Annotated in this window: 20 protein-coding genes; 1 reads left to right on the top strand and 19 read right to left on the bottom strand. The window is 71.6% G+C overall.

Going from position 1 to position 23,592, the window contains the following annotated elements; translation table 11 throughout:
• Positions 1-35 precede the first annotated feature (35 nt).
• On the top strand, positions 36-1,217 hold the full coding sequence (locus ABZ809_RS18770; protein ID WP_357563783.1) for an MFS transporter: 1,182 nt from the start codon (positions 36-38) through the stop codon (positions 1,215-1,217).
• Positions 1,218-1,273: 56 nt separating this feature from the next.
• Here ABZ809_RS18770 and ABZ809_RS18765 read toward each other — a convergent pair whose 3' ends face one another.
• The 19 genes from ABZ809_RS18765 to ABZ809_RS18675 all read right to left on the bottom strand — a co-directional run bounded on the left by ABZ809_RS18765 (position 1,274) and on the right by ABZ809_RS18675 (position 22,802).
• On the bottom strand, positions 1,274-2,359 hold the full coding sequence (locus ABZ809_RS18765; RefSeq protein WP_357563782.1) for a polyprenyl synthetase family protein: 1,086 nt from the start codon (positions 2,357-2,359) through the stop codon (positions 1,274-1,276).
• Between the two features lie 90 nt (positions 2,360-2,449).
• Positions 2,450-4,003, bottom strand: coding sequence for an NADH-quinone oxidoreductase subunit NuoN (nuoN, locus tag ABZ809_RS18760; RefSeq protein ID WP_357563781.1), 1,554 nt, complete (start codon positions 4,001-4,003; stop codon positions 2,450-2,452).
• Between the two features lie 115 nt (positions 4,004-4,118).
• Complete coding sequence (locus ABZ809_RS18755) at positions 4,119-5,654, bottom strand: NADH-quinone oxidoreductase subunit M (protein ID WP_357563780.1); 1,536 nt, start codon at positions 5,652-5,654, stop codon at positions 4,119-4,121.
• 64 nt (positions 5,655-5,718) lie between these two features.
• The gene (gene nuoL / locus ABZ809_RS18750) at positions 5,719-7,677 is read right to left on the bottom strand and encodes an NADH-quinone oxidoreductase subunit L (RefSeq protein ID WP_357563779.1); all 1,959 of its coding nucleotides are present in this window, start codon (positions 7,675-7,677) and stop codon (positions 5,719-5,721) included.
• Between the two features lie 11 nt (positions 7,678-7,688).
• Positions 7,689-7,988 carry an NADH-quinone oxidoreductase subunit NuoK gene (gene nuoK / locus ABZ809_RS18745; RefSeq protein WP_132232104.1) on the bottom strand — a complete coding sequence of 100 codons (300 nt, stop codon included), beginning with the start codon at positions 7,986-7,988 and terminating at the stop codon, positions 7,689-7,691.
• A gap of 55 nt (positions 7,989-8,043) precedes the next feature.
• The gene (locus tag ABZ809_RS18740; protein WP_357563778.1) at positions 8,044-8,814 is read right to left on the bottom strand and encodes an NADH-quinone oxidoreductase subunit J; all 771 of its coding nucleotides are present in this window, start codon (positions 8,812-8,814) and stop codon (positions 8,044-8,046) included.
• The gene (gene nuoI / locus ABZ809_RS18735) at positions 8,811-9,452 is read right to left on the bottom strand and encodes an NADH-quinone oxidoreductase subunit NuoI (RefSeq protein ID WP_357563777.1); all 642 of its coding nucleotides are present in this window, start codon (positions 9,450-9,452) and stop codon (positions 8,811-8,813) included. Before nuoI ends, ABZ809_RS18740 begins: the two co-directional genes overlap by 4 nt.
• Before the next feature lies 1 nt (position 9,453).
• Positions 9,454-10,809 (bottom strand): NADH-quinone oxidoreductase subunit NuoH, encoded by a 1,356-nt coding sequence (nuoH, locus tag ABZ809_RS18730; protein WP_357563776.1) that lies wholly within the window; start codon positions 10,807-10,809, stop codon positions 9,454-9,456.
• Entirely contained in the window at positions 10,806-13,292 is a 2,487-nt protein-coding gene (locus ABZ809_RS18725; protein WP_357563775.1) for an NADH-quinone oxidoreductase subunit G, read from the bottom strand. The genes nuoH and ABZ809_RS18725 overlap by 4 nt, the downstream gene beginning before the upstream one ends.
• Positions 13,292-14,608: an NADH-quinone oxidoreductase subunit NuoF gene (gene nuoF / locus ABZ809_RS18720; RefSeq protein WP_357563774.1), complete on the bottom strand. Its 1,317-nt coding sequence runs from the start codon at positions 14,606-14,608 to the stop codon at positions 13,292-13,294. Before nuoF ends, ABZ809_RS18725 begins: the two co-directional genes overlap by 1 nt.
• Positions 14,605-15,765 (bottom strand): NADH-quinone oxidoreductase subunit NuoE, encoded by a 1,161-nt coding sequence (gene nuoE / locus ABZ809_RS18715; RefSeq protein ID WP_357563773.1) that lies wholly within the window; start codon positions 15,763-15,765, stop codon positions 14,605-14,607. Before nuoE ends, nuoF begins: the two co-directional genes overlap by 4 nt.
• A complete protein-coding gene (locus tag ABZ809_RS18710; RefSeq protein WP_357563772.1) occupies positions 15,762-17,087 on the bottom strand; it encodes an NADH-quinone oxidoreductase subunit D in 1,326 nt (441 codons plus the stop codon). The genes nuoE and ABZ809_RS18710 overlap by 4 nt, the downstream gene beginning before the upstream one ends.
• Complete coding sequence (locus ABZ809_RS18705) at positions 17,084-17,809, bottom strand: NADH-quinone oxidoreductase subunit C (RefSeq protein ID WP_357563771.1); 726 nt, start codon at positions 17,807-17,809, stop codon at positions 17,084-17,086. Before ABZ809_RS18705 ends, ABZ809_RS18710 begins: the two co-directional genes overlap by 4 nt.
• Positions 17,806-18,477 carry an NADH-quinone oxidoreductase subunit B family protein gene (locus ABZ809_RS18700; RefSeq protein WP_357563770.1) on the bottom strand — a complete coding sequence of 224 codons (672 nt, stop codon included), beginning with the start codon at positions 18,475-18,477 and terminating at the stop codon, positions 17,806-17,808. The genes ABZ809_RS18705 and ABZ809_RS18700 overlap by 4 nt, the downstream gene beginning before the upstream one ends.
• 14 nt (positions 18,478-18,491) lie before the next feature.
• On the bottom strand, positions 18,492-18,857 hold the full coding sequence (locus ABZ809_RS18695) for an NADH-quinone oxidoreductase subunit A (RefSeq protein ID WP_357563769.1): 366 nt from the start codon (positions 18,855-18,857) through the stop codon (positions 18,492-18,494).
• Between the two features lie 116 nt (positions 18,858-18,973).
• Entirely contained in the window at positions 18,974-20,251 is a 1,278-nt protein-coding gene (locus ABZ809_RS18690) for a geranylgeranyl reductase family protein (protein WP_357563768.1), read from the bottom strand.
• Positions 20,252-20,403: 152 nt separating this feature from the next.
• Positions 20,404-20,619 (bottom strand): hypothetical protein, encoded by a 216-nt coding sequence (locus ABZ809_RS18685; RefSeq protein WP_357563767.1) that lies wholly within the window; start codon positions 20,617-20,619, stop codon positions 20,404-20,406.
• 105 nt (positions 20,620-20,724) lie between these two features.
• Complete coding sequence (locus ABZ809_RS18680) at positions 20,725-21,432, bottom strand: demethylmenaquinone methyltransferase (RefSeq protein WP_357563766.1); 708 nt, start codon at positions 21,430-21,432, stop codon at positions 20,725-20,727.
• Between the two features lie 116 nt (positions 21,433-21,548).
• A complete protein-coding gene (locus ABZ809_RS18675; RefSeq protein WP_357563765.1) occupies positions 21,549-22,802 on the bottom strand; it encodes a PT domain-containing protein in 1,254 nt (417 codons plus the stop codon).
• Between the last annotated feature and the right edge of the window lie 790 nt (positions 22,803-23,592).

The raw sequence follows: 23,592 nt of genomic DNA, 5'->3' as shown, positions 1-23,592 counted from the left end.
TGACGCGATGACGGCTCGCGTAGATTTGCCGGACCATGACCGAGACCGCGCTCCACCCCGCCCCGGGCCTCGGCCCGTCCCGGCCCGTCCGGGCCGCCGCCGGCGCAGTCGCCGTCACCATCGCCTGTGTCCTGCCGGTCTTCCTGCTCGGCGGCCTGGCGGTGCAGATGGGCGCGGATCTCGGCTTCTCCCCCGCCGGCCTGGGGCTGGCCGTGTCGGTCTACTTCGGGGTGGGCGCGCTGGCCTCGGTGCCCTCCGGTGTCCTCGCCGAGCGGTACGGGCCCGCCGTGGTGGCCCGCGCCGGCATCCTGATCTCCGCCGCCTGCCTGCTGGCCGTGGCGGCGGTGGCCCGCTCGTACCCGGTCCTGCTCGGGCTGCTCGCGCTCAGCGGCACCGCCAACGCCCTCGGGCAGCTCGCCAGCAACGCCGCCCTCGCCCGGCACGTCCCGGCCCGGCGGCAGGGGCTGTCGTTCGGGGTGAAGCAGGCCGCCATCCCCGTCGCCACCCTGCTGGCCGGGGCGGCGGTGCCGACCGTCGCGCTGACGGCCGGCTGGCGCTGGGCCTTCGTGGCGGGTGCCGGCGCGGCCCTGGCGGCGCTGGCGGCCGTACCCGCGCGGGAGCCACGCCCCGCGCGAAGGGCCGCTCCCGCCCATGCCGGCCGCGCCACCGGCGCCCTGGTGGTGGTCGGGGCGGCCGGGACCCTCGCCGCGGCCTCGGCGAACGCGCTGGGCACCTTCCTGGTGGATTCCGCCGCCGGCCGAGGGCTGTCGCCCGCGCTGGCCGGCCTGACCCTGACCCTGGGCAGTGTGGTCTGCGTCGCCGCCCGGGTCTTCCTGGGCTGGCTGGCGGACCGGCGCGCCGCCGGCCACGTGGCCCTCGTCGCCGGCATGCTCGTGGTCGGCGCGGCCGGGCTGGGCCTGCTCGCGGTGGCCGGCCCGGCGCCGCTGGTGGTCGGTGTGCTGCTCGGGTTCGGCCTGGGCTGGGCGTGGCCGGGCCTGATGACCTTCGCGGTGGTCCGGCTGCACCCGCAGGCGCCCGCCGCCGCCACCTCGATCACCCAGACCGGGGTGTACGCGGGCGGCTGCCTCGGCCCGCTGGGCCTCGGCGCGGTCGCCGGTCACGCCGGATACCCCGTCATGTGGTCCGTCGCGGCGGTCGCCATGCTGGCCGCGGCCGCCCTGATGCTCACCGGCAGCCGGTTGCTCGCCCGGCACTGATCCCGGCCGGGGCCGACCCGGGCGGCGTACCCGCCTCCGAACGGGGCGGGCCGGGGTCAGCTCGTGCGGTCGGCGATGTAGTCGCAGAGGGATTCGAGGGCGCGGCGGGCCGGGCCCTCCGGCAGCGGCGCGAGCTGCTCCCGGGCCTCCTCGGCGTGGCCGCGGACCGTCTCCCGGGCCCGCTTGAGCGCGGGGCTCTCGCGGAGCAGGCCGAGCGCCTCGGCGTGCAGGTCGTCGTCGGTCAGCGGGCCGGTGGCCAGGATCTCCCGCAGCCGCACCGAGGCGGCATCGGCGTCGTCGGAGGCCAGCGCGTAGAGCACCGGCAGGGTCGGCACGCCCTCACGGAGGTCGGTGCCGGGTGTCTTGCCCGACTCGGCCGACTCCGAGGCGATGTCGAGCAGGTCGTCGGAGAGCTGGAAGGCCACGCCGATGGTCTCGCCGTAGCCGGCCAGCGCCTCGATGTGCTCCGGGGAGGCGCCGCCGAACATGCCGCCGAAGCGGGCCGAGGTGGCGATAAGCGAGCCGGTCTTGCCCGCGATCACGTCGAGGTAGTGGGCCACCGGGTCGTCGCCGGGGCGCGGGCCGACGGTCTCGGCGATCTGGCCGTGCACCAGCCGGGCGAAGGTGCGCGCCTGGAGGCGTACGGCCTCGATGCCCAGGTCGGCGGCGATGTCGGCGGCGCGGGCGAAGAGGTAGTCGCCGACGAGGATGGCCACCGAGTTGGTCCACCGGGAGTTGGCGCTCGGCGCCCCCCGGCGCACGGCGGCCTCGTCCATCACGTCGTCGTGGTAGAGCGTCGCCAGGTGGGTGAGCTCCATCACGACCGCCGCCGGTACGACCTGCGCGTTGGTCGGGTCACCGAACTGTGCGCCCAGCGCCACCAGCAGCGGGCGGAACCGCTTGCCGCCGGCCTCCACGAGGTGCCGGGCGGCCTCCGTGACGAAGGGGTCGGCGCTGGCCACGCTGGCCCGCAACTCGGCCTCCACGCCCTCCAGCAGGCCCAGCACGGACGCCTCGACGCGGGGGTCGGCGAGATAGAGGCCGAGCGCGCCGAACTGACTCGTGCTCACCCTGGTCCGACGGCCGCCGGACCCGGGGGCACCTGAACGCTCGCCAGCCGGATTCACCACGCCATCAACCATGCCACACCCATCCGACCTGCTCGGGATTGGGGATACGGCACGGGGGCCGGCACGCCGTGGCGTACCGGCCCCCGTGGGCGCGAGCGTCGGTCATCTGACAAACTCGGCGGCTCCCGTGGCCAGGTCGAGCAGGGGCGCGGGGGCGACACCGAGGACCAGCGTGGCGAGCACGCCGATCATCAGCGCGGCCGAGGTCAGCCCACCGGGCACCGCGACGGTCGGCGTCGACTCGCCCGGCTCGGAGAGCCACATCATCACCACGACCCGCAGGTACGGGAAGGCCAGCACCATGCTGGTCAGCACGCCGGCGATCACCAGCCAGGCCTGCCCGCCGTCGAGCGCCGGGCCGAAGACCGCGAACTTGCTCGTGAAGCCGCTGGTCAGCGGGATGCCGGCGAAGGCCAGCAGGACGAAGGTGAAGAGCCCGGCGTAGAACGGCGATCGACGCCCCAGACCCGCCCAGCGGGACAGGTGGGTGGCCTCCCCGTCGGCGTCGCGGACCAGGGTCACCACGGCGAACGCGGCGAGCACCGAGAAGCCGTACGCGACCAGGTAGAACATCGTCCCGGAGACCCCGGCGGCGCCGGGCGCCAGCACGCCGACCAGCAGGTAGCCGGCGTTGGCGATCGACGAGTACGCCAGCAGCCGCTTGATGTCGGTCTGGGTGACCGCCAGCACCGCACCGACCAGCATGGTGAGCACCGCCACCACGCCGAGGACCGGGGTGAAGTCCCACCGGGCCCCGTCGAACGCGACGTGGAACACCCGCAGCAGGGCGCCGAACGCGGCGACCTTGGTGCAGGCGGCCATGAAGCCGGTGATCGGGGTCGGCGCGCCCTGGTAGACGTCCGGCGTCCAGACGTGGAAGGGGGCGGCCGCCGCCTTGAAGAGCAGGCCGATGGCGAGCATCGCCATGCCGGCGAAGAGCAGCACCGGGCTGGCCGGGGAGTTCGTGACGGCGGCGTCGATGGTGGCGAAGTCCACGCCGGCCGGCCGGCCCGGGATGCCCGAGGTGAAGCCGTAGATCAGGGCCACGCCGAACAGGAAGAAGGCCGAGGCGTACGCGCCGAGCATGAAGTACTTCAGCGCGGCCTCCTGGCTCAGCAGCCGCCGGCGACGGGCCAGCGCGCAGAGCAGGTACAACGGCAGCGAGAAGACCTCGAGCGCGATGAACATGGTCAGCAGGTCGTTCGCCGCCACGAAGATCAGCATGCCGCCGATCGCGAACGTGGTCAGCGGGTACACCTCGGTGAGGCCGTTCTTCCCCTCGGCCTGCCGCCGGTCGTCGGCCGACTCGGCGGTGACGGCGGCCTGGGCGACGAACGCCCCGCCCCGCTCCACCGTGCGCTCACCGATGAGCAGCAGCGCCATCGCGGCGAGCACCAGGATCGCGCCCTGGAGGAAGAGGGTGGGCCCGTCCACCGCGATCGCCCCGCCGATGGTGATCGTCCGCTCGTCGGCGGCCAGCACCACCATGGTCAGCGCGGCGAGCACGGCCAGCAGGGCCAGCGACAACTGGACCACGTGCCGGAGCCGACGGGGCACGAACGCCTCGACCAGGACGCCGAACAGCGCGGCGCCCAGCATGATCAGGGTGGGAGCGAGCGCCGCGTAGTCGATCGACGGCAACTTGAGCTCGGTCACTGCGCAAACCTTTCGTTCGCGACTGCGGGGCTCACTCGCTCCGCTCGTTCACTCCTCGCGCTCACTTGGCCGCTCTTGATCGCGACTGCGGGGCTCGCAAGCTCACTCCTCGCGCTCACTTGGCCGCCTCCTGAACGGTTCCGCCCGACGTCGGGGCGGGGTCGGTCCGGCCGACGTCCTGCATGGTCGCCTGCACGGCCGGGTTGATCACGTCGGTGACCGGCTTCGGGTAGAAGCCCAGCAGCACGATCAGCGCGATCAGCGGGGCGACCACGACCTTCTCGCGCAGGTTGAGGTCGCGCCGCATGCCGTCGATCTCGGTCAGGGCCGGGTTGAGCGTGCCCTGGGTGGTGCGCTGCACCATCCACAGCACGTACGCGGCGGCCAGGATGATGCCGAGCGTCGCGATCACCGCGACCGGCTTGTTCACCGTGAACGTGCCGATCAGCACCAGGAACTCGGAGACGAACGGCGCGGTGCCGGGCAGCGCGAGTGAGGCCAGACCGGCGAAGAAGAGCACCCCGGCCAGGATCGGCACCAGCTTGCCCGCGCCGCCGAAGTCGCTGATCAACGCCGAGCCCCGCCGGGCGATGAGCATGCCCACCACCAGGAAGAGCAGGCCGGTCGCGAGCCCGTGGTTGACCATGTAGAGCACCGCGCCGGTGCCGGCCTGGGTGGTGAAGGCGAAGATGCCCACGCCGATGAAGCCGAAGTGCGCGATCGAGGTGTACGACACCAGCCGCTTCAGGTCGTTCTGGCCGACCGCCAGCAGCGCGGCGTAGATGATGCCGATCACGCCCAGCGCCAGCGCCCACGGCGCGAACCACTTGGCCGCGTCCGGGAACAGCGGCAGGCAGTAGCGCAGGATGCCGAACGTGCCGACCTTGTCCAGCACGCCGACGAGCAGCGCCGCCGCGCCGGCCGGGGCCGCGCCACCGGCGTCCGGCAGCCAGGTGTGGAACGGGAAGAACGGCGCCTTGATCGCGAACGCGAGGAAGAAGCCGAGGAACAGCCAGCGCTCCGTGCCCGTGGAGATGTCCACCTGGGACAGCGCCTGCCAGTCGAAGGTCTTCCCACCGACCACCCAGAGGCCGATCACCGCGGCGAGCATGAACAGGCCGCCGACCAGCGAGTAGAGGAAGAACTTCACCGCCGCGTACTGCCGCTGGTGGCCGCCGTAGCTGCCGATGAGGAAGTACATCGGCACCAGCATGACCTCGAAGAACACGTAGAACAGGAAGACGTCGGCGGCGGCGAAGACGCCGATCATCGTGCACTCGAGGACGAGCAGCAGGGCGAAGTAGACCGGCACCGACCGCTTCGACGACTCGGCGTCGTGCCAGGACGCCAGGATCACCAGCGGCACGAGCACCGCGATCAGCATCAGCATCACCAGCGCGATGCCGTCGGCGGCGAAGGTGAAGTTGACGCCCCAGTTGGGGATCCACGCGTAGGACTCGCGGAACTGGAAGCGGTCACCGCCGACCTCGAAGGTCACCCACATGACCACCGACAGCACCAGCACCAGCAGCGACCAGCCGAGCGCCACCTGCTTGGCCAGCTCCGGCCGGCTGCGCGGCAGCAGGGCCACCACCAGGGCGCCGACCAGCGGCGCCACGGTGAGCACCGAGAGGAACGGGAAGTCGGACATTATGCGGCCTTACCTCCGTCGTCACTGCGCGGTCCGCCGGTGACGGCCGCCTGGAAGAGGTCGATCACGCCAGCCACCCCGCCTCGACGGCGAGGAACGCCGCCAGCACCAGCAGCGCGCCGGCCAGGATCGACGTGGCGTACGACCGGACGAAGCCCGTCTGGAGCCGCCGGAGCCGGCCCGAGCCGCCACCGATCCCCGCCGCGAGGCCGTTGACCAGCCCGTCGATGCCCCGGTTGTCGAGGTAGACCAGCGCCCGGGTGAGGAAGATGCCCGGCTTCTCGAAGACCGCCTCGTTGACCGCGTCGGTGTAGAGGTTCTTCCGCGCGGCGGTGACCAGCACCCCGGCCGGCTGCGGCGCGGTGGCCGTGCCGTTGCGGAACAGGAACCAGGCGAGCCCGGCGCCGAGGACGGTGACCAGGATCGACAGGATCGTGATCACGGTGTGCGAGAGCACCGCGTGGTGCTCCCCCTCTGCCGCACCGAGCCCGGCCGTGGCGGTGAGCCAGTCCGGCACCGAGGTGGAGAGCAGCCAACCCGCGCCGACCGAGCCGACCGCCAGCAGGATCAGCGGGATCGTCATCAGCTTCGGCGACTCGTGCGGGTGCCCGATGTCCTCCGTCCACCGCTTCGGCCCGTGGAAGGTGAGCACGAAGAGGCGGGTCATGTAGAACGCGGTCAGCCCGGCGCCGAGCAGCGCGGCCATGCCGAAGAGCCAGGCCGTCCAGTCGTCCCGCTCGAACGCGGCCACGATGATCGGCTCCTTGGAGAAGAAGCCGGACAGCGGCGGGATGCCGATGATGGCGAGCCAACCCGTCATGAAGGTGATCCAGGTGACCTTCATGTACTTCGCGAGCCCGCCGAAGCGGCGGATGTCGACCTGGTCGTTCATGCCGTGCATGACCGAGCCGGCGCCGAGGAACATGTTGGCCTTGAAGAAGCCGTGCGCCAGCAGGTGCACGATCGCCAGCGCGTACGCCCCGCCGCCGAGGCCGACGCCCAGGAACATGTAGCCGATCTGGCTCACCGTCGACCAGGCCAGCACCCGCTTGATGTCGTCCTTGGCCGCGCCGATGACGCAGCCGATCAGCAGCGTCAGCGCACCGACGCTCACCACCACCAACTGGAGGGTGGAGTTGGCCGAGAAGATCGGGTTGGACCGGGCGATCAGGTAGACGCCCGCGGTGACCATGGTGGCGGCGTGGATGAGCGCCGACACCGGGGTCGGGCCCTCCATCGCGTCCGGCAGCCACGCCTGGAGCGGGAACTGGCCGGACTTGCCGGTCGCGCCGAGCAGCAGCAGCAGGCCGAGCACCAGCACCGTGGTCGCGGTCAGCGAACCGACCCCGTTGAAGACCTCGTCGTACTGGGTGGTGCCGAGGGTGGCGAACATGATGAAGATGCCGATCGCCAGGCCGGCGTCGCCGACCCGGTTCATCAGGAACGCCTTCTTGCCGGCCGTGGCGGCGCTGGGCCGCTCGTACCAGAAGGAGATCAGCAGGTACGACGCCAGGCCGACGCCCTCCCAGCCGAAGTAGAGCATCACGTAGTTGTTGCCGAGCACCAGCAGGAGCATGGCGGCGACGAACAGGTTGAAGTAGGCGAAGAACCGCCTGCGCCCCGCGTCGTGCGACATGTACTCGACCGCGTAGAGGTGGATCAGGAAACCCACCCCGGTGATCAGCAGCACGAAGACGGCCGCCAGCGGGTCGAACAGCAGACCGAAGTCCACCCGCAGGTCGCCGACCGTGATGAAGTCCCACAGGCTCAGCTCGACCGACTTGTTCTCCAGGCCCCGCAGCTGGAGGAAGTAGGTCAGGCCCAGCACGAACGCGGCGCCGATGGCGGCCACCCCGAGCCAGTGCCCCCAGCGGTCCGCCCGCCGGCCGAGCAGCAGCAGGATCGCCGCGCTGACCAGCGGAATCGCCACCAGCAGCCACACGCTGCCCAGCAGCCCGTCCGCCGTCGCGTAGGCGACGGTGCCCACCGGCTCAGCCGGGGCGTTCGTCAGAATCGTTCCCACCGCAGGACCCCTCAGTACTTCAGCAGGTTGGCGTCGTCGACACTCGCGGAGCGCCGGGTCCGGAAGATCGCCATGATGATCGCGAGCCCGACCACGACCTCGGCCGCCGCGACCACCATCACGAAGAACGCCATGATCTGGCCGTTGAGGTCACCGTTGATCCGGCTGAAGGTGACCAGCGTCAGGTTGGCCGCGTTGAGCATCAGCTCGATGCACATGAACAGCACGATCGCGTTGCGCCGGATCAGCACACCGACCGCGCCGATGGTGAAGAGCACCGCGGCCAGCACCAGGTAGTAGTCGGGCGTCATCGCTGCGCCAGCCTTTCGTTCGCGACTGCGGGGCTCGCAAGCTCACTCCTCGCGCTCACTTTTCGGTCCCCTTCAGCGTGGTCTCCCGGTCGGTGAGCTCGCGCACCGGCAGGATGTCCGGGGTGCTCCGCTCGGTCAGCCGGCCGTCCGGCAGGCGGGCCGGCGTGGCCACCGAGGAGGACGTCGCGAAGACGCCGGGGCCGGGCTTCGGGCCCGGGTAGTTGCCCGGGGCGAACCGCGCCCGCATCGTCTTCGGCTGGTCCAGCTTGTCCTGCTTGCGCCGCTCGATGTGGGCCAGCACCATCGCGCCGACCGCGGCGGTGATGAGCAGCGCCGAGGTGAGCTCGAAGGCGAAGACGTACTTGGTGAAGAGCAGCCGGGCGATGCCCTGCACGTTGCCCTCGGCGTTGGCCTGTTCCAGGCCGACCGCCGTGGTGCCCTCCAGCGCGCGCCACAGCCCGCCGCCGGCCAGGCCGGCGAAGCCGAGCCCGAGCACCACGGCCGCGACCCGCTGGCCGCGCAGGGTCTCGATCAGCGAATCGGAGGCGTCGCGCCCGACCAGCATCAGCACGAACAGGAAGAGCATCATGATCGCGCCGGTGTAGACGATGATCTGCACCATGCCGATGAACGGCCCGGCCTGGAGCACGTAGAACACGCCCAGACAGAGCATGGTCAGCACCAGCCAGAGCGCGGAGTGCACCGCGTTGCGCGCCGCGACCATCCCGATGGCGCCGATCAGCGCCAGCGGGGCGAGGATGTAGAAGGTCACCTGCTCCCCGCTGGAGACCTCGCCCGCCGCGGCGAGGATCGTCTGCGTGGTCATGCTCCATCCCCCTTGGCCGCCGCGGCCCGCTGGGCGTGCTGCTCGGCACCGGGGAAGGTCACACCGGGGTGCTCCTCCAACTGGTACCGGCCCGGGTTGTTGGCCGAGTGCTCCGCGCCGGCCGAGGTGCCCGGGTTGGTCAGCGCGCCGACGTAGTAGTCCTTCTCGCTGTCGCCCAGCCGCATCGGGTGCGGCGGCTGCTCCATGCCCGGCAGCAGCGGCGCGAGCAGCTGCTCCTTCGTGAAGATCAGGTCCTGCCGGCTGTCGCGGGCCAGCTCGTACTCGTTGCTCATGGTGAGCGAACGGGTCGGGCAGGCCTCGATGCAGAGACCGCAGAAGATGCAGCGGGCGTAGTTGATCTGGTAGACGCTGGCGTACCGCTCACCCGGCGAGAAGCGCTGCTCGTCGGTGTTGTCGCCGCCCTCGACGTAGATCGCGTCCGCCGGGCAGGCCCAGGCGCACAGCTCGCAGCCGATGCACTTCTCCAGCCCGTCCGGGTGCCGGTTGAGGATGTGCCGCCCGTGGTAGCGCGGCGCCGAGACCGGCGGCTTGAACGGGTAGTCGGTGGTGACGACCTTCTTGAACATGTGCGAGAAGGTGACACCGAAACCCTTGAACGTTCCGGTGATCGCGCCCACGTCACACCTCCCTGGAGTCCGAGCCGGCGGCGATGTTGGCCGGCTCCCGCTCGGCGACCACGCGCCTGGTGCGCGGGCTCGGTGGTACCTGTAGGTCCAGCGGGGGCAGCGGGAAGCTGCCGTGCGGCCGGTTGTTGACCTGTTCCTGGACCGTCGGCTTCGGCTGCGGCTTCCGGCTCGGCCACAGCAGCGTGGCGAGCAGCAGGAGGCCGGCCGGGACGCCGACGGCGATCAGCTTGCTGCGCGAGTCCCAGTCCTCGATCGAGCGCAGGCCGGCCAGGACCAGGATCCAGACCAGGTTGATCGGGAGCAGCACCTTCCAGCCGAAGCGCATGAACTGGTCGTAGCGCAGCCGGGGCAGCGTGCCCCGCAGCCAGACGAAGACGAAGACCAGCAGCACGACCTTGGCGAAGAACCACAGCATCGGCCACCAGCCGGAGTTGGCGCCGGCCCAGAAGGTGGTGATCGGTGCCGGGGCCCGCCAGCCGCCCAGGAAGAGCGTCGTGGTGACCGCCGACATGGTGACCATCGCGACGTACTCGCTGAGCATGTAGAGCGCGAACTTGAGCGAGCTGTACTCGGTCATGTAACCCGCGACCAGCTCGGACTCCGCCTCGGGCAGGTCGAACGGCGCGCGGTTGGTCTCGCCGACGGTGGAGATGAAGAAGATGATGAAGCTCGGCAGGAGCAGGATCGCGTACCAGCCGGGGGCCGGTACCTCGACGCCGGCGATGCTCAGCTGGGTGCCGTCCCCCTGCGCGGCGACGATCCCGCTGGTGGACATCGTGCCGGCGGTCATGAACACCGCCACGATGCTGAGGCCCATGGCGACCTCGTACGAGATCATCTGGGCGCTGGAGCGCAGGCCGCCGAGCAGCGGGTAGGTCGAGCCGGAGGCCCAACCGCCGAGCACGATGCCGTAGATGCCCATCGACGAGCAGGCCAGCAGCACCAGCACCGCCACCGGCACGTCGGTGACCTGCAGCGGCGTCCAGTGGCCGAAGATGCTCACCATCGGCCCGAAGGGCACCACCGACAGCGCGGTGACCGCGCAGATCACCGAGATGGTCGGCGCGAAGAAGTAGACGACCTTGTCGGCCGCCTTCGGCAGGATGTCCTCTTTGAAGGCCATCTTCAGGCCGTCGGCGAGGGTCTGCAGCAGACCGAACGGGCCGACCTGGTTGGGGCCGGGCCGCACCGCCATCCGGCCCACGACCCGCCGCTCGAACCAGACGCCGAGCAGCGTGGCGACCAGGCCGAAGGCGAAGGCGAAGACAATCTTGATGAGGACCAGCCACCAGGGATCCCGGCCGAAGTCGGCCAGCGTCGGATCCTGGGCCAGGTGGACCGCGTTCACTGGACGCTCCTTCCGTTCCCGACCGCGTTCGCGGAGATCCGCACGACCGCGCCGGACGTCGCGCCGAGGCTGCGCCGTACGGTCGAGCCGGGCGAGTTGGTCGGCAGCCAGACGACGCCGTCCGGCATCTCGGTGAGCTCCGCCGGCAGGGTCAGCGCCCCGCGGTCGGTGCCCACCGTCACCGGCTCGCCGTCGGCGACACCGATGGCCTCCGCGGTGCCCTTGCCCAGCCGGACCACCGGCGGGCGGGCGGTGCCGACGAGGTACTCGTCGCCGTCGGTGAGGCTGCCCAGGTCGATCAGCTGGTGCCAGGTGGCGAGCACCGCCTCGCCGGCGCCCGGCTGCCGCACCTCGACCGGCTCCACCGACGGGGCGGCGGGGCGGTCGGTGCGGGTCCGCGGCAGCGCGCCCAGCTCCCGGCGGACGCTGAGCACGTCACCGGTGCCGAGCTGCACGTCGAGCTGCGCGGCGAGCGCGTCCAGCACCCGGCCGTCGGTCATCGCGGCCGTGTGCAGCACCGCCTCGAAGGTGCGCAGCCGGCCCTCCCAGTCCAGGAAGCTGCCGGCCTTCTCGGCCACCGGGGCGACGGGGAAGACCACGTCGGCCCGCCGGGCCACCGCGCTCATCCGCAGCTCCAGGCTGACCAGGAACGGCACCTCGTCCAGGGCGGTCTCGGCCAGCCGCGGGTCGGCCAGGTCGGCCGGGTCGACCCCGGCCACCACCAGCGCGCCGAGCTGACCGTTGGCAGCGGCGGCCAGGATGGCGTCGGTGTCCCGGCCGGCCTGGCTCGGGATCACTCCCGCCGCGATGTCCCACGCCTCGCCCAGCTCGGCCCGGGCTGCCGGCTCGTTGACGAGCCGGCCGCCGGGCAGCAGGTTGGGCAGGCAGCCCGCGTCGACCGCGCCACGGTCACCCGCACGCCGCGGCACCCAGGCCAGCTTCGCGCCGGTACGCCGGGCCACGGCGGCCGCCGCGGAGAGGCCGCCCGGCACGCTGGCCAGCCGCTCGCCGACGATCAGGATCGCGCCCTCGGCGCTGAGCGCCTCGGCGACCGTGTCGTGCTCGGCGAGCACGGTCGCCTCCTCGCCCGGGACCACCCGGGCCAGCTTGGCGCCGAGCTTCTCCAGGCCCCGGCTGGCGAACGGCGCGATCGCGTACACCGTCAGCTTCTTCTTCAGGTACGCCTTGCGCAGCCGCAGGAAGAGGATCGGGCACTCCTCCTCCGGCTCCAGCCCGACCAGCACCACCGCCGGCGCCTTCTCGACGTCGGCGTAGGTGACGTCGGTGACCCCGGCGACCGAGCTGGCCAGGAAGTCGGTCTCCTCGCGGGAGACCGGCCGGGCCCGGAAGTCGATGTCGTTGGTGTTCAGCGCGACCCGGGCGAACTTCGCGTACGCGTAGGCGTCCTCGACGGTCAGCCGGCCGCCGGTCAGCACCGCCGTGCCCCGACCGCCGTCCCGCGCCGCGCGCAGGCCCTCGGCGGCGACGGCCAGCGCCTCGCTCCACGGCGCCTCACGCAGCTCGCCGGTCTTCGCGTCGCGGACCAGCGGGGTGGTGAGCCGGTCGAAGGCGCGGGCGTACTGGAAGCCCCACCGCCCCTTGTCGCAGTTCCACTCCTCGTTGACCGCCGGGTCGTCGCCGGCCAGCCGGCGCAGCACCTTGCCCCGCCGCCAGTCGGTGCGCTGGGCGCAGCCGGCGGAGCAGTGCTCGCAGACGCTCGGGGTGGAGACCAGGTCGAACGGGCGGGCACGGAAGCGGTACTGGCTGCCCGTCAGCGCGCCGACCGGGCAGATCTGCACCGTGTTCCCGGAGAAGTACGAGTTGAAGGGGACATCGCCGGACTCGGCCGGAGCGCCGGCGGAGGCCGAGTCGGCGTGGCCAGCGCAGCCGGCGCCGTAATCCTCGTCCCGGTAGATGTTGATCTCCTCGGCGGACGACCGGCCCATCAGGTCGATGAACTTGTCGCCGGCGATCTCCTCGGAGAACCGGGTGCAGCGCTGGCAGAGCACGCAACGCTCGCGGTCGAGCAGCACCTGGGTGCTGATCGGCAGCGGCTTCGGGTACTCCCGCTTGTGCTCGTGGAACCGCGAGTCGGCGCGGCCGGTCGACATCGCCTGGTTCTGCAGCGGACACTCGCCGCCCTTGTCGCACATCGGGCAGTCGAGCGGGTGGTTGACCAGCAGCAGCTCCATGACCCCCTCCTGCGCCTTCTTGGCGACCGGGGAGGTGAGCTGGGTGCGTACCACCATGCCGTCGGCGACGGTCTGGGTGCAGGAGGCGACCGGCTTGCGCTGCCCCTCCACCTCGACCAGGCACTGCCGGCACGCGCCGGCCGGGGCCAGCAGCGGGTGGTCGCAGAACCGGGGGATCTCGGTGCCCAACTGCTCGGCGACCCGGATCAGGAGCGCCCCCTTGGGGGCGGTGACCTCGACGCCGTCGATGGTGAGCGTGACGGTCTCGGTCTGCTTCGCGACGTCGGTCATTAGTGGGCTCCCACCAGCTGCTTGTCCGACAGCTTCGGCGCGGTACGTCCCTCGATGTAGTCGAGGTAGTCCTGCTTGAAGTACTTCAGCGAGGAGGTCACCGAGCTGGTCGCGCCGTCACCGAGACCGCAGAACGAGCGGCCGAGGATGTTGTCGCAGGTGTCCAGCAGGGTGTCGAGGTCCTCATGGGTGCCCTGGCCGGCGAGGATCCGCCGGTAGACCCGAACCATCCAGTAGTTGCCCTCGCGGCACGGGGTGCACTTGCCGCACGACTCGTGGTGGTAGAACTCCAGCCACCGGTAGGTCGCGTAGACCGGGCAGTCCTGGTCGGAGAAGATCTGGGTGGCCGTGGTGCCGAGGATCGAACCGGCCGCCGCCACCCCCTCGAAGTCCAGCGGCACGTCCAGGTGCTCGGCGGCGAGCAGCGGCGTCGACGAGCCACCCGGCGTCCAGAACCTCAGGTTGTGGCCGGGCTGCATGCCGCCGGCCAGCTCGATCAGCTCCCGCAGGGTGACACCCATCGAACACTCGAACTGGCCGGGGTTGGCGATCCGACCGGAGAGCGAGTAGATCATCGGGCCGGACGACTTCTCCGTGCCCATGGTCTTCCACCAGTCCGCGCCGCCCAGCACGATGTACGGCACGCTGGCGATGGTGCCGACGTTGTTGACCACCGTCGGGCTCGCGTACAGGCCGTGGGTCGCCGGGAACGGCGGGCGCAGCCGGGGCTGGCCCCGGAAGCCCTCCAGCGAGTCCAGCAGCGCCGTCTCCTCGCCGCAGATGTACGCCCCGGCGCCCGAGTGCACCACCAGCTCCAGGTCGAACCCGGAACCGAGGATGTTCCGGCCGAGGTAGCCCTTGGCCTGCGCCTCCCGCACGGCGTTGCGCAGCCGGCGCGCGGCGTGCACCGCCTCGCCCCGGATGTAGATGTAGGCGCGGTTGGCCCGGATCGCGTACGACGCGATGATCACGCCCTCGACGAGCGCGTGCGGGTCGTGCGTCATCAGCGGGAGGTCCTTGCAGGTGCCCGGCTCCCCCTCGTCGGCGTTGACCACGAGGTAGTGCGGCTTGCCGTCGCCCTGCGGGATGAATCCCCACTTGAGGCCGGTCGGGAAGCCGGCGCCGCCGCGACCGCGCAGGCCGGAGTCCTTGATGAGCTGGATCAGGTCGTCCGGGTGGGCCTTGAGCGCCTTGCGCAGGGCCGCGTAGCCGTCGAGCTTCTCGTAGGTGCCGATCCGCCAGGCGTCCGGCGACAGCCAGCGCTTGGTGAGCACCGGCGTCAGCTTGGCCAGGGTCTCCGGCCGGGGAGCGGTCACTTCTGGACTCCCGTCTCGCTCGCGGCGGCGGAGCCCGCGCCACCGGCGCCCGCCCCCGCCTCGGCTTCCTTGAGGTTGCGCTCCTGCGCGCCGGCCTCGTCGCCGGCGGGCTTGCCGTCGCCGGCCGGCGCGTTGGCCGCCGCCCCGGCGGCCTCCGCCTCCCGCGCGTCGCGGGGAGCCGGCGGCGTGGTGTCCGCCGGAATCTTGGTGCCCGGGGCGTCCGGCACGGCGGTCGCCGCGTCGGGCTGCCGGGTCTCGGCGGCACGCACCTCGGGTGACTTGGCGTCCGGCGCCTTGACGTCGCGGGTGGTGCTGCCGGCCGCCTCGGCGGCGGGTGCCGGCTCACCGGCGCCCGAGTTGCCGGCCGTGCCCAGGACGGGTCGGGTGCCGGCCGGGGCGGCCTTGGCCGGCTCCGGGGCCGGCTTCGCGGCCTCGCTCCTGGCCTTCGCCTCGGCGGCGGCCTTGTCGGCCTCGGCCTTGCTCCGGATCGGGGTGTTCGGGTCGAAGCCCGGCACCGAGATGCCGTGCTCCTGCGCCAGCCGCAGCCCGCGCAGGGTGGGCTCCCCCGGCCCGCCGTCGGCGACCGCGCCCTCCCGCTCGTCGGCGAAGCCGGCGAGCTGCACCGCCATCTCCTTGAGGGTGCAGAGCCGGGCGCCCCGGGTCGGCATCGGCCGGCCACCGGCGCGCAGCTCGTCGACCACCCCGACCGCGCCCTGCGGGTCGACGCCGTCGAAGAAGTCGTAGTTGACGGTCATCACCGGGCCGTAGTCGCAGGCCGCCAGGCACTCGGCGTGCTCCAGGGTGATCTTCCCGTCGGCGGTGGTCTCGTCGTGCCCGACGCCGAGGTGCTCGGCGAGGGTGTCGTAGACCTCCTGGCCACCGAGCACGTTGCACATCGTGTTGGTGCAGACGCTCACCAGGTAGTCGCCGGTCGGCCGGCGCTTGTACATGGTGTAGAAGGTGGCGACCGCCCCGACCTGGGCCTTGTTCAGGCCCAGCACCTCGGCGCAGAACGCCACACCGGCCGGCGAGACGTAGCCCTCCTCGGCCTGCACCAGGTGCAGCAGCGGCAGCAGCGCCGACCGGGACCGGTCGGCCGGATAGCGGGCGATGATCTCCCGCGCCCGCTCCCTGGTCTCGTCAGTGAAAACACTCATCGGTCACAACCGCCCATCACGGGGTCCAGCGAGGCGCCGCCGGCGATCACGTCGGCGATCAGGCCGCCCTCGGCCATCGCCGGGAGTGCCTGGAGGTTGACGAAACTCGGCTCCCGGTAGTGCACCCGGTACGGCCGGGTACCCCCGTCGGAGACGGCGTGCACGCCCAGCTCACCGCGGGGCGACTCGATCCCGACGTAGACCTGGCCCGGCGGCACCCGGAAGCCCTCGGTGACGAGCTTGAAGTGGTGGATCAGCGACTCCATCGACTGACCCATGATCTTCGCGACGTGCTCCAGGGAGTTGCCCATGCCGTCGACGCCGATGGCGAGCTGCGCCGGCCAGGCGATCTTCTTGTCGGCCACCATCACCGGCCCCGGCTTGAGCCGGTCCAACGCCTGCTCGACGAGCTTGAGCGACTCCCGGATCTCGGCCAGCCGGACCAGGTAGCGGCCCCACACGTCGCCGTCGGTGTGCGTCGGCACGTCGAACTCGTACGTCTCGTAGCCGCAGTACGGCATGGTCTTGCGCAGGTCCCAGGCGAGGCCGGCGGAGCGCAGCACCGGGCCGGTCACGCCGAGCGCGAGGCAGCCGGTCACGTCGAGCACCGCGACGTTCTTCGTCCGCTCGAGCCAGATCGGCTGCCCGGAGAGCATGTTCTCGTATTCCTTGAGCCGCTTCGGCAGCAGCTTCAGGAACTCGCGGATCTTCACGATCGCCTCGTCCGGCACGTCCTGGGCGACGCCGCCCGGCCGGACGTACGCGTGGTTCATCCGCAGGCCGGTGATGATCTCGAAGATCTCCAGGATGTACTCACGCTCGCGGAAGCCGTAGAGCATCATGTTGATCGCGCCCAGCTCCATGGCCGTGGTGGCCACCCAGACCAGGTGCGAGGAGATCCGGTTCAGCTCCATCATGAGCACCCGGATGGTGTTCGCCCGCTCGGTGATCTGGTCGGTGATCCCGAGCAGCTTCTCCACCGCCAGCGCGTACCCCGTCTCGTTGAAGATCGGGGAGAGGTAGTCCATCCGGGTCACGAAGGTGCTGCCCTGGACCCAGTTGCGGTATTCGAGGTTCTTCTCGATGCCGGTGTGCAGGTAGCCGACGACCGAGCGGGCCTCGCGGACCGTCTCGCCCTCCAGCTCCAGGATCAGCCGGAGCACGCCGTGCGTCGACGGGTGCTGCGGACCCATGTTGACGACGATCCGCTCGTCGTTGATCGGGTCGGTGCCCGAGACGACGCTGTCCCAGTCGCCACCGGTGACGGTGAAGACCTTGCCCTCGGCGGTGTCGCGCTCGGTGGCGTAGTTCGACGTGGTCACTGGTACGACCTCCGCTGGTCCGGCGGTGGGATTTCCGCGCCCTTGTACTCGACGGGCACGCCGCCGAGCGGGTAGTCCTTGCGCTGCGGGTGCCCCTCCCAGTCGTCCGGCATGAGGATCCGGGTCAGGTTGGGGTGGCCGTCGAAGACGATGCCGAACATGTCGTACGCCTCGCGCTCCTGCCAGTCCGCCGTCGGGTAGACCGACGTGACGCTGGGCAGGTGCGGGTCCTCGACGGAGACCGCGGCCTCCAGCCGCACCATCCGGCGGTAGGTCATCGAGGTGAGCTGGTAGACGACGTGCAGCCGGCGGGCGTCGGCGCCGAGGTAGTCGACACCGGACACCGAGGAGCAGAGCTCGAAGCGCAGCGCCAGGTCGTCCCGCATCACCTGGCAGACCTCGGCGATCCGCTCGGGGCGGACGTGCAGGGTCAGCTCGCCACGGTCGACCACGACCTTCTCGATGGCGTCGGCGAAGTCCGGGTACGCCTCCTCCAGCGCGTCGCGGACCTCGTCGAAGTAGCCGCCGTACGGCCGGGGGGCGTCCTCGATGGTCCGGCGCTGGCGGACGAGGCCGCCGAAGCCGGACACGTCTCCGGTGCCCTGGTTGCCGAACATGCCGCGGCCCGCCGGGCTGGCCGGCGGGAACTCGGCCGGGGCGCCGCTGGTGGCGCCCGCCGGCGTCACCGGCACCGGCACACCACCGTCGTTAGGCGCGGTCATTTCACACTCCCGTGCAGGTGGTTCTGGGCCTTCATCCAGTTCTCGATCCGCAGCTGCTCCTCGCGGCCCTCGCGGACCGCCTTGGTCCACTCGGCCCGCCGGGCCTTGTCGCTGCGGTACGACGACGGCATCGAGCCGTACGGGACGACCGGGACGTCACCGCGGGCCTTGCGCGCCTCGAGCATCTTGCGGCCGTTCGGGCCGAGCGGCTCGTGCCCGATCTTCTCGCGCAGCTTGAGGACCGCGTCGATGAGCATCTCGGGCCGGGGCGGGCAGCCGGGCAGGTACATGTCGACCGGGACGATGTGGTCGACGCCCTGGACGATGGCGTAGTTGTTGAACATGCCGCCGCTGCTGGCGCAGACGCCCATCGAGATGACCCAGCGGGGCTCCGCCATCTGGTCGTAGATCTGGCGCAGCACGGGAGCCATCTTCTGGCTCACCCGGCCGGCCACGATCATCAGGTCGGCCTGCCGGGGCGAGGCCCGGAAGACCTCCATGCCCCAGCGGCCCATGTCGTAGTGCGGACCACCGGCGGCCATCATCTCGATCGCGCAGCACGCCAGGCCGAAGGTGGCGCCCCAGACCGACGACTTCCGCGACCAGTTGACCAGCTTCTCCACCGAGGTGAGCAGGACACCGGCGGGAAGCTTCTCCTCGATACCCATCTGAGGTTCCTCCCTCAGTCCCAGTCCAGGCCGCCGCGACGCCACACGTAGGCGTACGCGACGAAGACCGCGACGATGAACAGGACCATCTCCACGAAGCCGAAGATCGGCAGGGCGTCGAACGAGACCGCCCAGGGGTAGAGGAAGATGATCTCGATGTCGAAGACGATGAAGAGCATCGCCGTCAGGTAGAACTTGATCGGGAACCGGCCGCCGCCGACCGGCTGCGGGCTGGGCTCGATGCCGCACTCGTACGCCTCGAGCTTGGCCTTGTTGTAGCGCCGGGGACCGGCGAAGCGGGCGGCGCCGACGGAGAACAGCGCGAACGCCGCGGCGAGGGCGAACAGCCCGATGATCGGTGCGTAAGGCGAGAGCGTCATCGTTTTCTCCTGCTCGTCCTTCCCTGCCCCTGGTCCTGGTCCTTAACAAAAATCACACTATTCACGTCCCTCGTGGCGGCTGTCGGCGGGGGTCGATCCGGCCCACACCGTGGCCGTCACACCGCTGGCGCGACCCTCGTCATCGCGTTGATGACGCGGTCCATCGCGTCCCCGTCCCGGGGGTCGGTCAGGTTGGCCAGCAGCTTGAGCACGAAGCGCATCAGCATCGGGTGCGGCATGCCGTGCTTCGTGGCCATCCGCATGATCTCGGGACGGCCGATGAGCTTCACGAAGATGCCGCCGAGCCGGTAGTAGCCGCCGAAGCGCGCCTTCAGCTCCGTCGAGTAGGCCGTCAGGGCCCGCTCCCGGTCCGCGCCGGCCGGCCGCGCAAGCGCCTGCACGACGACCTCCGCGGCCAGCTCGCCGGACTCCATCGCGTACGCGATGCCCTCGCCGTTGAACGGGTTGACCATGCCGCCGGAGTCGCCGACCAGCAGCACGCCCCGGGTGTAGTGCGGCACCCGGTTGAAGCCCATGGGGAGCGCGGCGCCGAGGATCGGCCCCTCCGCGTTCGCCTCGTCGGTCATGCCCCAGTCGGCCGGGGTGTTGGCCAGCCAGTCGGTGAGCAGCCGCCGGTAGTTGGTCTTGCCGAAGGCCGACGAGGAGTTGAGCACGCCGAGGCCGACGTTGACCCGGCCGTCGCCCAGCCCGAAGATCCAGCCGTACCCGGGCAGCAGGTTGTCGCCGCTGTCCTTGCTGCGCAGCTCCAGCCAGGACTCCAGGTAGTTGTCGTCGTGCTTGGCCGGCGAGCGGTAGTAGCGCCGGACGGCCACGCCGATCGGCCGGTCCTCGCGCTTGGCCAGCCCGAGGGCCAGCGGGAACCGGCCGGAGACCCCGTCGGCCGCGACGACCAGGGGCGCGTGGAAGGTGGCGGGCTCCCTGCCCGGGCCGACCTCCGCCTCGACGCCGGTCACCCGGCCGTCCGGGCCCAGCACCGGGCCGGTGACGTTCACGCCGGTACGCAGCTCGGCGCCGGCCTCTACGGCGCGCCGGGCGAGCAGGTCGTCGAAGTCGAGCCGGGTGCGGACCAGGCCGTAGTTGGGGAAGCTCGCCAGGTCGGGCCAGTCCAGCTCCAGCCGGACCCCGCCGCCGATCACCCGCAGGCCCCGGTTGTGCAGCCAGCCCGCCTCGGGCGAGGTGTCCACGCCCATCCGGATCAGCTGCCGTACGGCGCGCGGGGTCAGCCCGTCGCCACAGACCTTCTCCCGGGGGAACTCCGTCTTCTCCAGCAGCAGCACCCGCACACCGTGCCGGGCGAGGTGGTATGCGGTAGCCGACCCACCGGGGCCGGCGCCCACGACGATCACGTCGGCGTCATGCTCCACCGCGGCCATCCGCGACTCCCTCCCGCACGCTCGTGAAATGCTTCACAAGCCAGACGGAGGGAGTCTATGACCGAAGCCATACCGGCCCCTGATCAGGGGTACCTAACTTGCCGGAAACGCAGCGGCCGAGGTCGGGGGCCGGGTATCAGTGCCGGACGGCGCTAGGCCGCGCCCAGGCCCGCGTCGTGCCGGATCGTCTCCGGCAGGTGCTCGCGCAGCGCGCCGCCGGCGGCACGGTCCAGCGCGGCCAGCACCTCGGCCACCACCTGACGGACGTCGGCGGGATCCGCGCCGGCCAGCTCCTTGAGCTGCGCGACGAGTTCGGCCGCGTCGTCGTCGGTGGCCGCCACGCCGGCCGCCTGGTCTGGTCCCGTCATGGGGGCGAGCCTACGGAACGAAGTGGAGCAAAACCGGATATTTACGAAAATCCGTCAAACGTCGAGACGCACGGCGCCATCGGCACCGCGTACGGGGCCGGGAGATCAGACTCGGACGGCGCGGTGCAGCGCGGCGATCCCGCCGCTCAGGTTGCGCCAGGCCACCCGCTCCCAGCCCGCCGCGCCGATCCGCGCGGCCAGCCCGGGCTGGTCGGGCCAGGCCCGGATCGACTCGGCCAGGTACACGTACGCGTCGGGGTTGCTGGACACGGCCCGCGCCACCGTGGGCAGCGAGCGCATCAGGTACGACAGGTAGACGGTGCGGAACGCCGGGTTCACCGGGGTGCTGAACTCGCACACCACCAGCCGGCCGCCGGGCCTGGTGACCCGGGCCAGCTCACCCAGGGCGGCGTCGGTGTCGCTCACGTTGCGCAGCGCGAAGGAGATGGTCACCGCGTCGAAGGTGGCGTCGGCGAAGGGCAGCCGCAGCGCGTCCCCGGCCAGCAGCGGCACCCCGGGACGGGTGCGCTTGCCGACGCGCAGCATGCCGAGGGACAGGTCGGCGCCCACCGCGTACGCCCCCGACTGGGCCAGCTCCTCCGTGGAGACACCGGTGCCGGCGCCCACGTCGAGCACCCGGTCACCCGGCCGCAGGTCGAGCGCGGCCCGGGTGGCCCGCCGCCAGAACCGGTCCTGCCCGAAGGAGAGGACGGTGTTGGTCAGGTCGTAGCGGGCCGCCACGCCGTCGAACATCGCGGCGACCTCGTGCGGCTGCTTGTCCAGGCTGGCGCGCCGGCCCTGCGGGATGCTCACCCCTCCACTGTGCCAGCCGGGCTCCGGCAGGCCGCCGCTGGGTCGACCGCCGGCCGGATACGTCACAGGGGCGGGATGGTCGCCCATCCCGCCCCTGTCCGGTCGCCGGTCCGTCGTCAGTTGGTCGACTTCTCGTCGGCGGGGGTGACCAGAACCACACGGCGTCGCCGGGAGAGCAGCAGCAGCGCGCCGCCGGCCAGCAGCACGGCCGCGCCGATGCCGCCGATCAGCCCGGCCTGCACGCCGGTCACCGGCAGCCCGCCGTCGTCACCGCCGCCACCGCCGCCGCCCGGGGTCGGGGTCGCCGTCGGCTCTCCGGACGGGGCCGGCGTCGGCTCCCCGGTCGGGGCCGGCGTGGCGGTCGGGTGCGGGGTCGGCTGCGCCGAGAGGTCGACGAACGCCTCGAAGGTCGTGTGGTTGTCCACGATGTCGACCTCGTCGAACGACTTCCGCTGCGCCGGTCCGGCGACCCGCGGCTCCGCCTCCGGCTCGCCCTCGGCGGCGTCCAGCCCGTACGCGAAGAGGTCGCCCTCCTTGAGCACCGGCGCGGTGACGTCGTCGCCGACCTTCACCGTGATTCCGGCGGTGTAGTACTGCCCCCGGCGGATGGTCACGCCGGAGTCCTCGCAGAACGCCTGCTGCTTGCCGAGGTACACCTGTTCGACGCAGCCCTCCGGCAGCGTCGCGAAGCTCACGCCCACCGGGAGGGTGATGCCGTAGGAGATGCCGGTCGCCGGCCGGCTGCCGTCGTTGTAGGCCGCCCAGTCCAGCGGGACCGTCTCGCCCCGGCGCACCGGCCGCAGGTCCGGCTCGTCGGCCACCGCGCCGTTGACCACGACGTTGGCCTGGACGTCCTGCACCCAGGCGGTCAGGTCGTAGCCGGGCTTCGTCACGGTGATCGGCACTTCGACGTCTTCGTTGTTCTTGGGGTTCAAATCGCCGCCGGCCGAGCTGACCGACACCAGCAGCACGCCGCCGTCGCCCCTGCCGCCGGTGCTGAACAGCGGGATGCCGAAGTCCTCGCTGGTGCCGCCGCGCAGGTCACCGAGCAGGCAGGTGAACGTCGCGCCGGTCGTCTCGCAGCCGTCCGGGACGACGTAGCCGACCCGCTTGGCCTTGAGGCGGCTGGTGTCCACGGTGACCGTGACGGCCTTCGCGTCGACCGCGTCGGTGAGGTTCCGGACGGTGAACTTGAACGGCTTGGCCTTGGCCGCCTTCACGCCCTTGGCCACGTGGTAGCTGACCGGAGTCAGCGCCAGGTCCACCTGGTCGGCGGCTTGTGCGGGAACGGCGGCGACGGCCAGGCCGCCCGCCGCGAGGAGCGCCACGGCACCGGCGCGGGCCAGGGCCGAGCGGTGGAACAGGGTCATCGGTCCCCCCGGGGGGTCAGGAAAGGAGACTGGTGGTTGCGGAACCGAGCGGACGGTATCGAAGGGTCGACGTGCCGCGCCAGCACGACGATCATGTTTTGTCCGTACGTCCGACCTGGTCGGACGTACGGGTGCCGCCCCGCCCGGCCGGCGCGTACGGCCCGACGCACAGTGCGGGCGGGATGGTCACCCATCCCGCCCTCACTGCCGTGCGTTATATGAACGACCCTCATGGGTCGATGGAGGACGACTGTCAGGCCGTCGGCTTCTCGTCGCCCGGGTTCACCAGGACGACCCGGCGCCGCCGCGCCGCCACGGACATCACCGCGCCCGCGACCAGCACCGAAGGGGTATGGGCCGGGACGTTAGCGGTCCGCGATCATGCCCGCCACCCCCGCCTTTCGGCGCACTGAGCAGCGCCGCTAAGAAAAACTTAAGGATTGCCGGGATTGCTGCGTTTTGTTGCCGTCGGGCCATCCGATCCCACCGGCCCAAGCGCCACCGCAATCGATACCCGTGGCCGGCATCCGCTCAACCGATCAGCCGACCGCCCAACGCTGTCGGCGTACGGGTCACCGCGCCCGACGCCGTCAAGATCGTGCTCGATCCAGGATCGGGTGGTCACCCGGGTGCCGGATGACCACTCGTTCCAGGATCGAGCGCGATCTTGGCGCGACAGGGGGTGCGCACGTGCGCCCCACCGCCACGGCGGCAGGGCGGCGGGGCGGCGGGGCGGCGGGGCGGCGGGGCGGCGCCATCAGGCCCTTCCGGTTCTCGCGGTACTCGCCGA

The sequence above is a fragment of the Micromonospora sp. NPDC047074 genome, assembly GCF_040643815.1.
GTDB lineage: Bacteria > Actinomycetota > Actinomycetes > Mycobacteriales > Micromonosporaceae > Micromonospora.
The sequence above is the reverse complement of the archived record's forward strand: the minus strand, read 5'-3'. Positions and strand labels throughout refer to the sequence as shown.

What these genes read in the sequence shown, in the direction of transcription:
- ABZ809_RS18770 (WP_357563783.1), top strand. Translation starts at nt 36, where the DNA reads ATGACCGAGACCGCGCTCCACCCCGCCCCGGGCCTCGGCCCGTCCCGG.
- ABZ809_RS18765 (WP_357563782.1), bottom strand. Translation starts at nt 2,359, where the DNA reads ATGGTTGATGGCGTGGTGAATCCGGCTGGCGAGCGTTCAGGTGCCCCC.
- ABZ809_RS18755 (WP_357563780.1), bottom strand. Translation starts at nt 5,654, where the DNA reads ATGTCCGACTTCCCGTTCCTCTCGGTGCTCACCGTGGCGCCGCTGGTC.
- nuoK (WP_132232104.1), bottom strand. Translation starts at nt 7,988, where the DNA reads ATGACGCCCGACTACTACCTGGTGCTGGCCGCGGTGCTCTTCACCATC.
- ABZ809_RS18740 (WP_357563778.1), bottom strand. Translation starts at nt 8,814, where the DNA reads ATGACCACGCAGACGATCCTCGCCGCGGCGGGCGAGGTCTCCAGCGGG.
- ABZ809_RS18725 (WP_357563775.1), bottom strand. Translation starts at nt 13,292, where the DNA reads ATGACCGACGTCGCGAAGCAGACCGAGACCGTCACGCTCACCATCGAC.
- nuoE (WP_357563773.1), bottom strand. Translation starts at nt 15,765, where the DNA reads ATGAGTGTTTTCACTGACGAGACCAGGGAGCGGGCGCGGGAGATCATC.
- ABZ809_RS18705 (WP_357563771.1), bottom strand. Translation starts at nt 17,809, where the DNA reads ATGACCGCGCCTAACGACGGTGGTGTGCCGGTGCCGGTGACGCCGGCG.
- ABZ809_RS18700 (WP_357563770.1), bottom strand. Translation starts at nt 18,477, where the DNA reads ATGGGTATCGAGGAGAAGCTTCCCGCCGGTGTCCTGCTCACCTCGGTG.
- ABZ809_RS18695 (WP_357563769.1), bottom strand. Translation starts at nt 18,857, where the DNA reads ATGACGCTCTCGCCTTACGCACCGATCATCGGGCTGTTCGCCCTCGCC.
- ABZ809_RS18690 (WP_357563768.1), bottom strand. Translation starts at nt 20,251, where the DNA reads ATGGCCGCGGTGGAGCATGACGCCGACGTGATCGTCGTGGGCGCCGGC.
- ABZ809_RS18685 (WP_357563767.1), bottom strand. Translation starts at nt 20,619, where the DNA reads ATGACGGGACCAGACCAGGCGGCCGGCGTGGCGGCCACCGACGACGAC.
- ABZ809_RS18675 (WP_357563765.1), bottom strand. Translation starts at nt 22,802, where the DNA reads ATGACCCTGTTCCACCGCTCGGCCCTGGCCCGCGCCGGTGCCGTGGCG.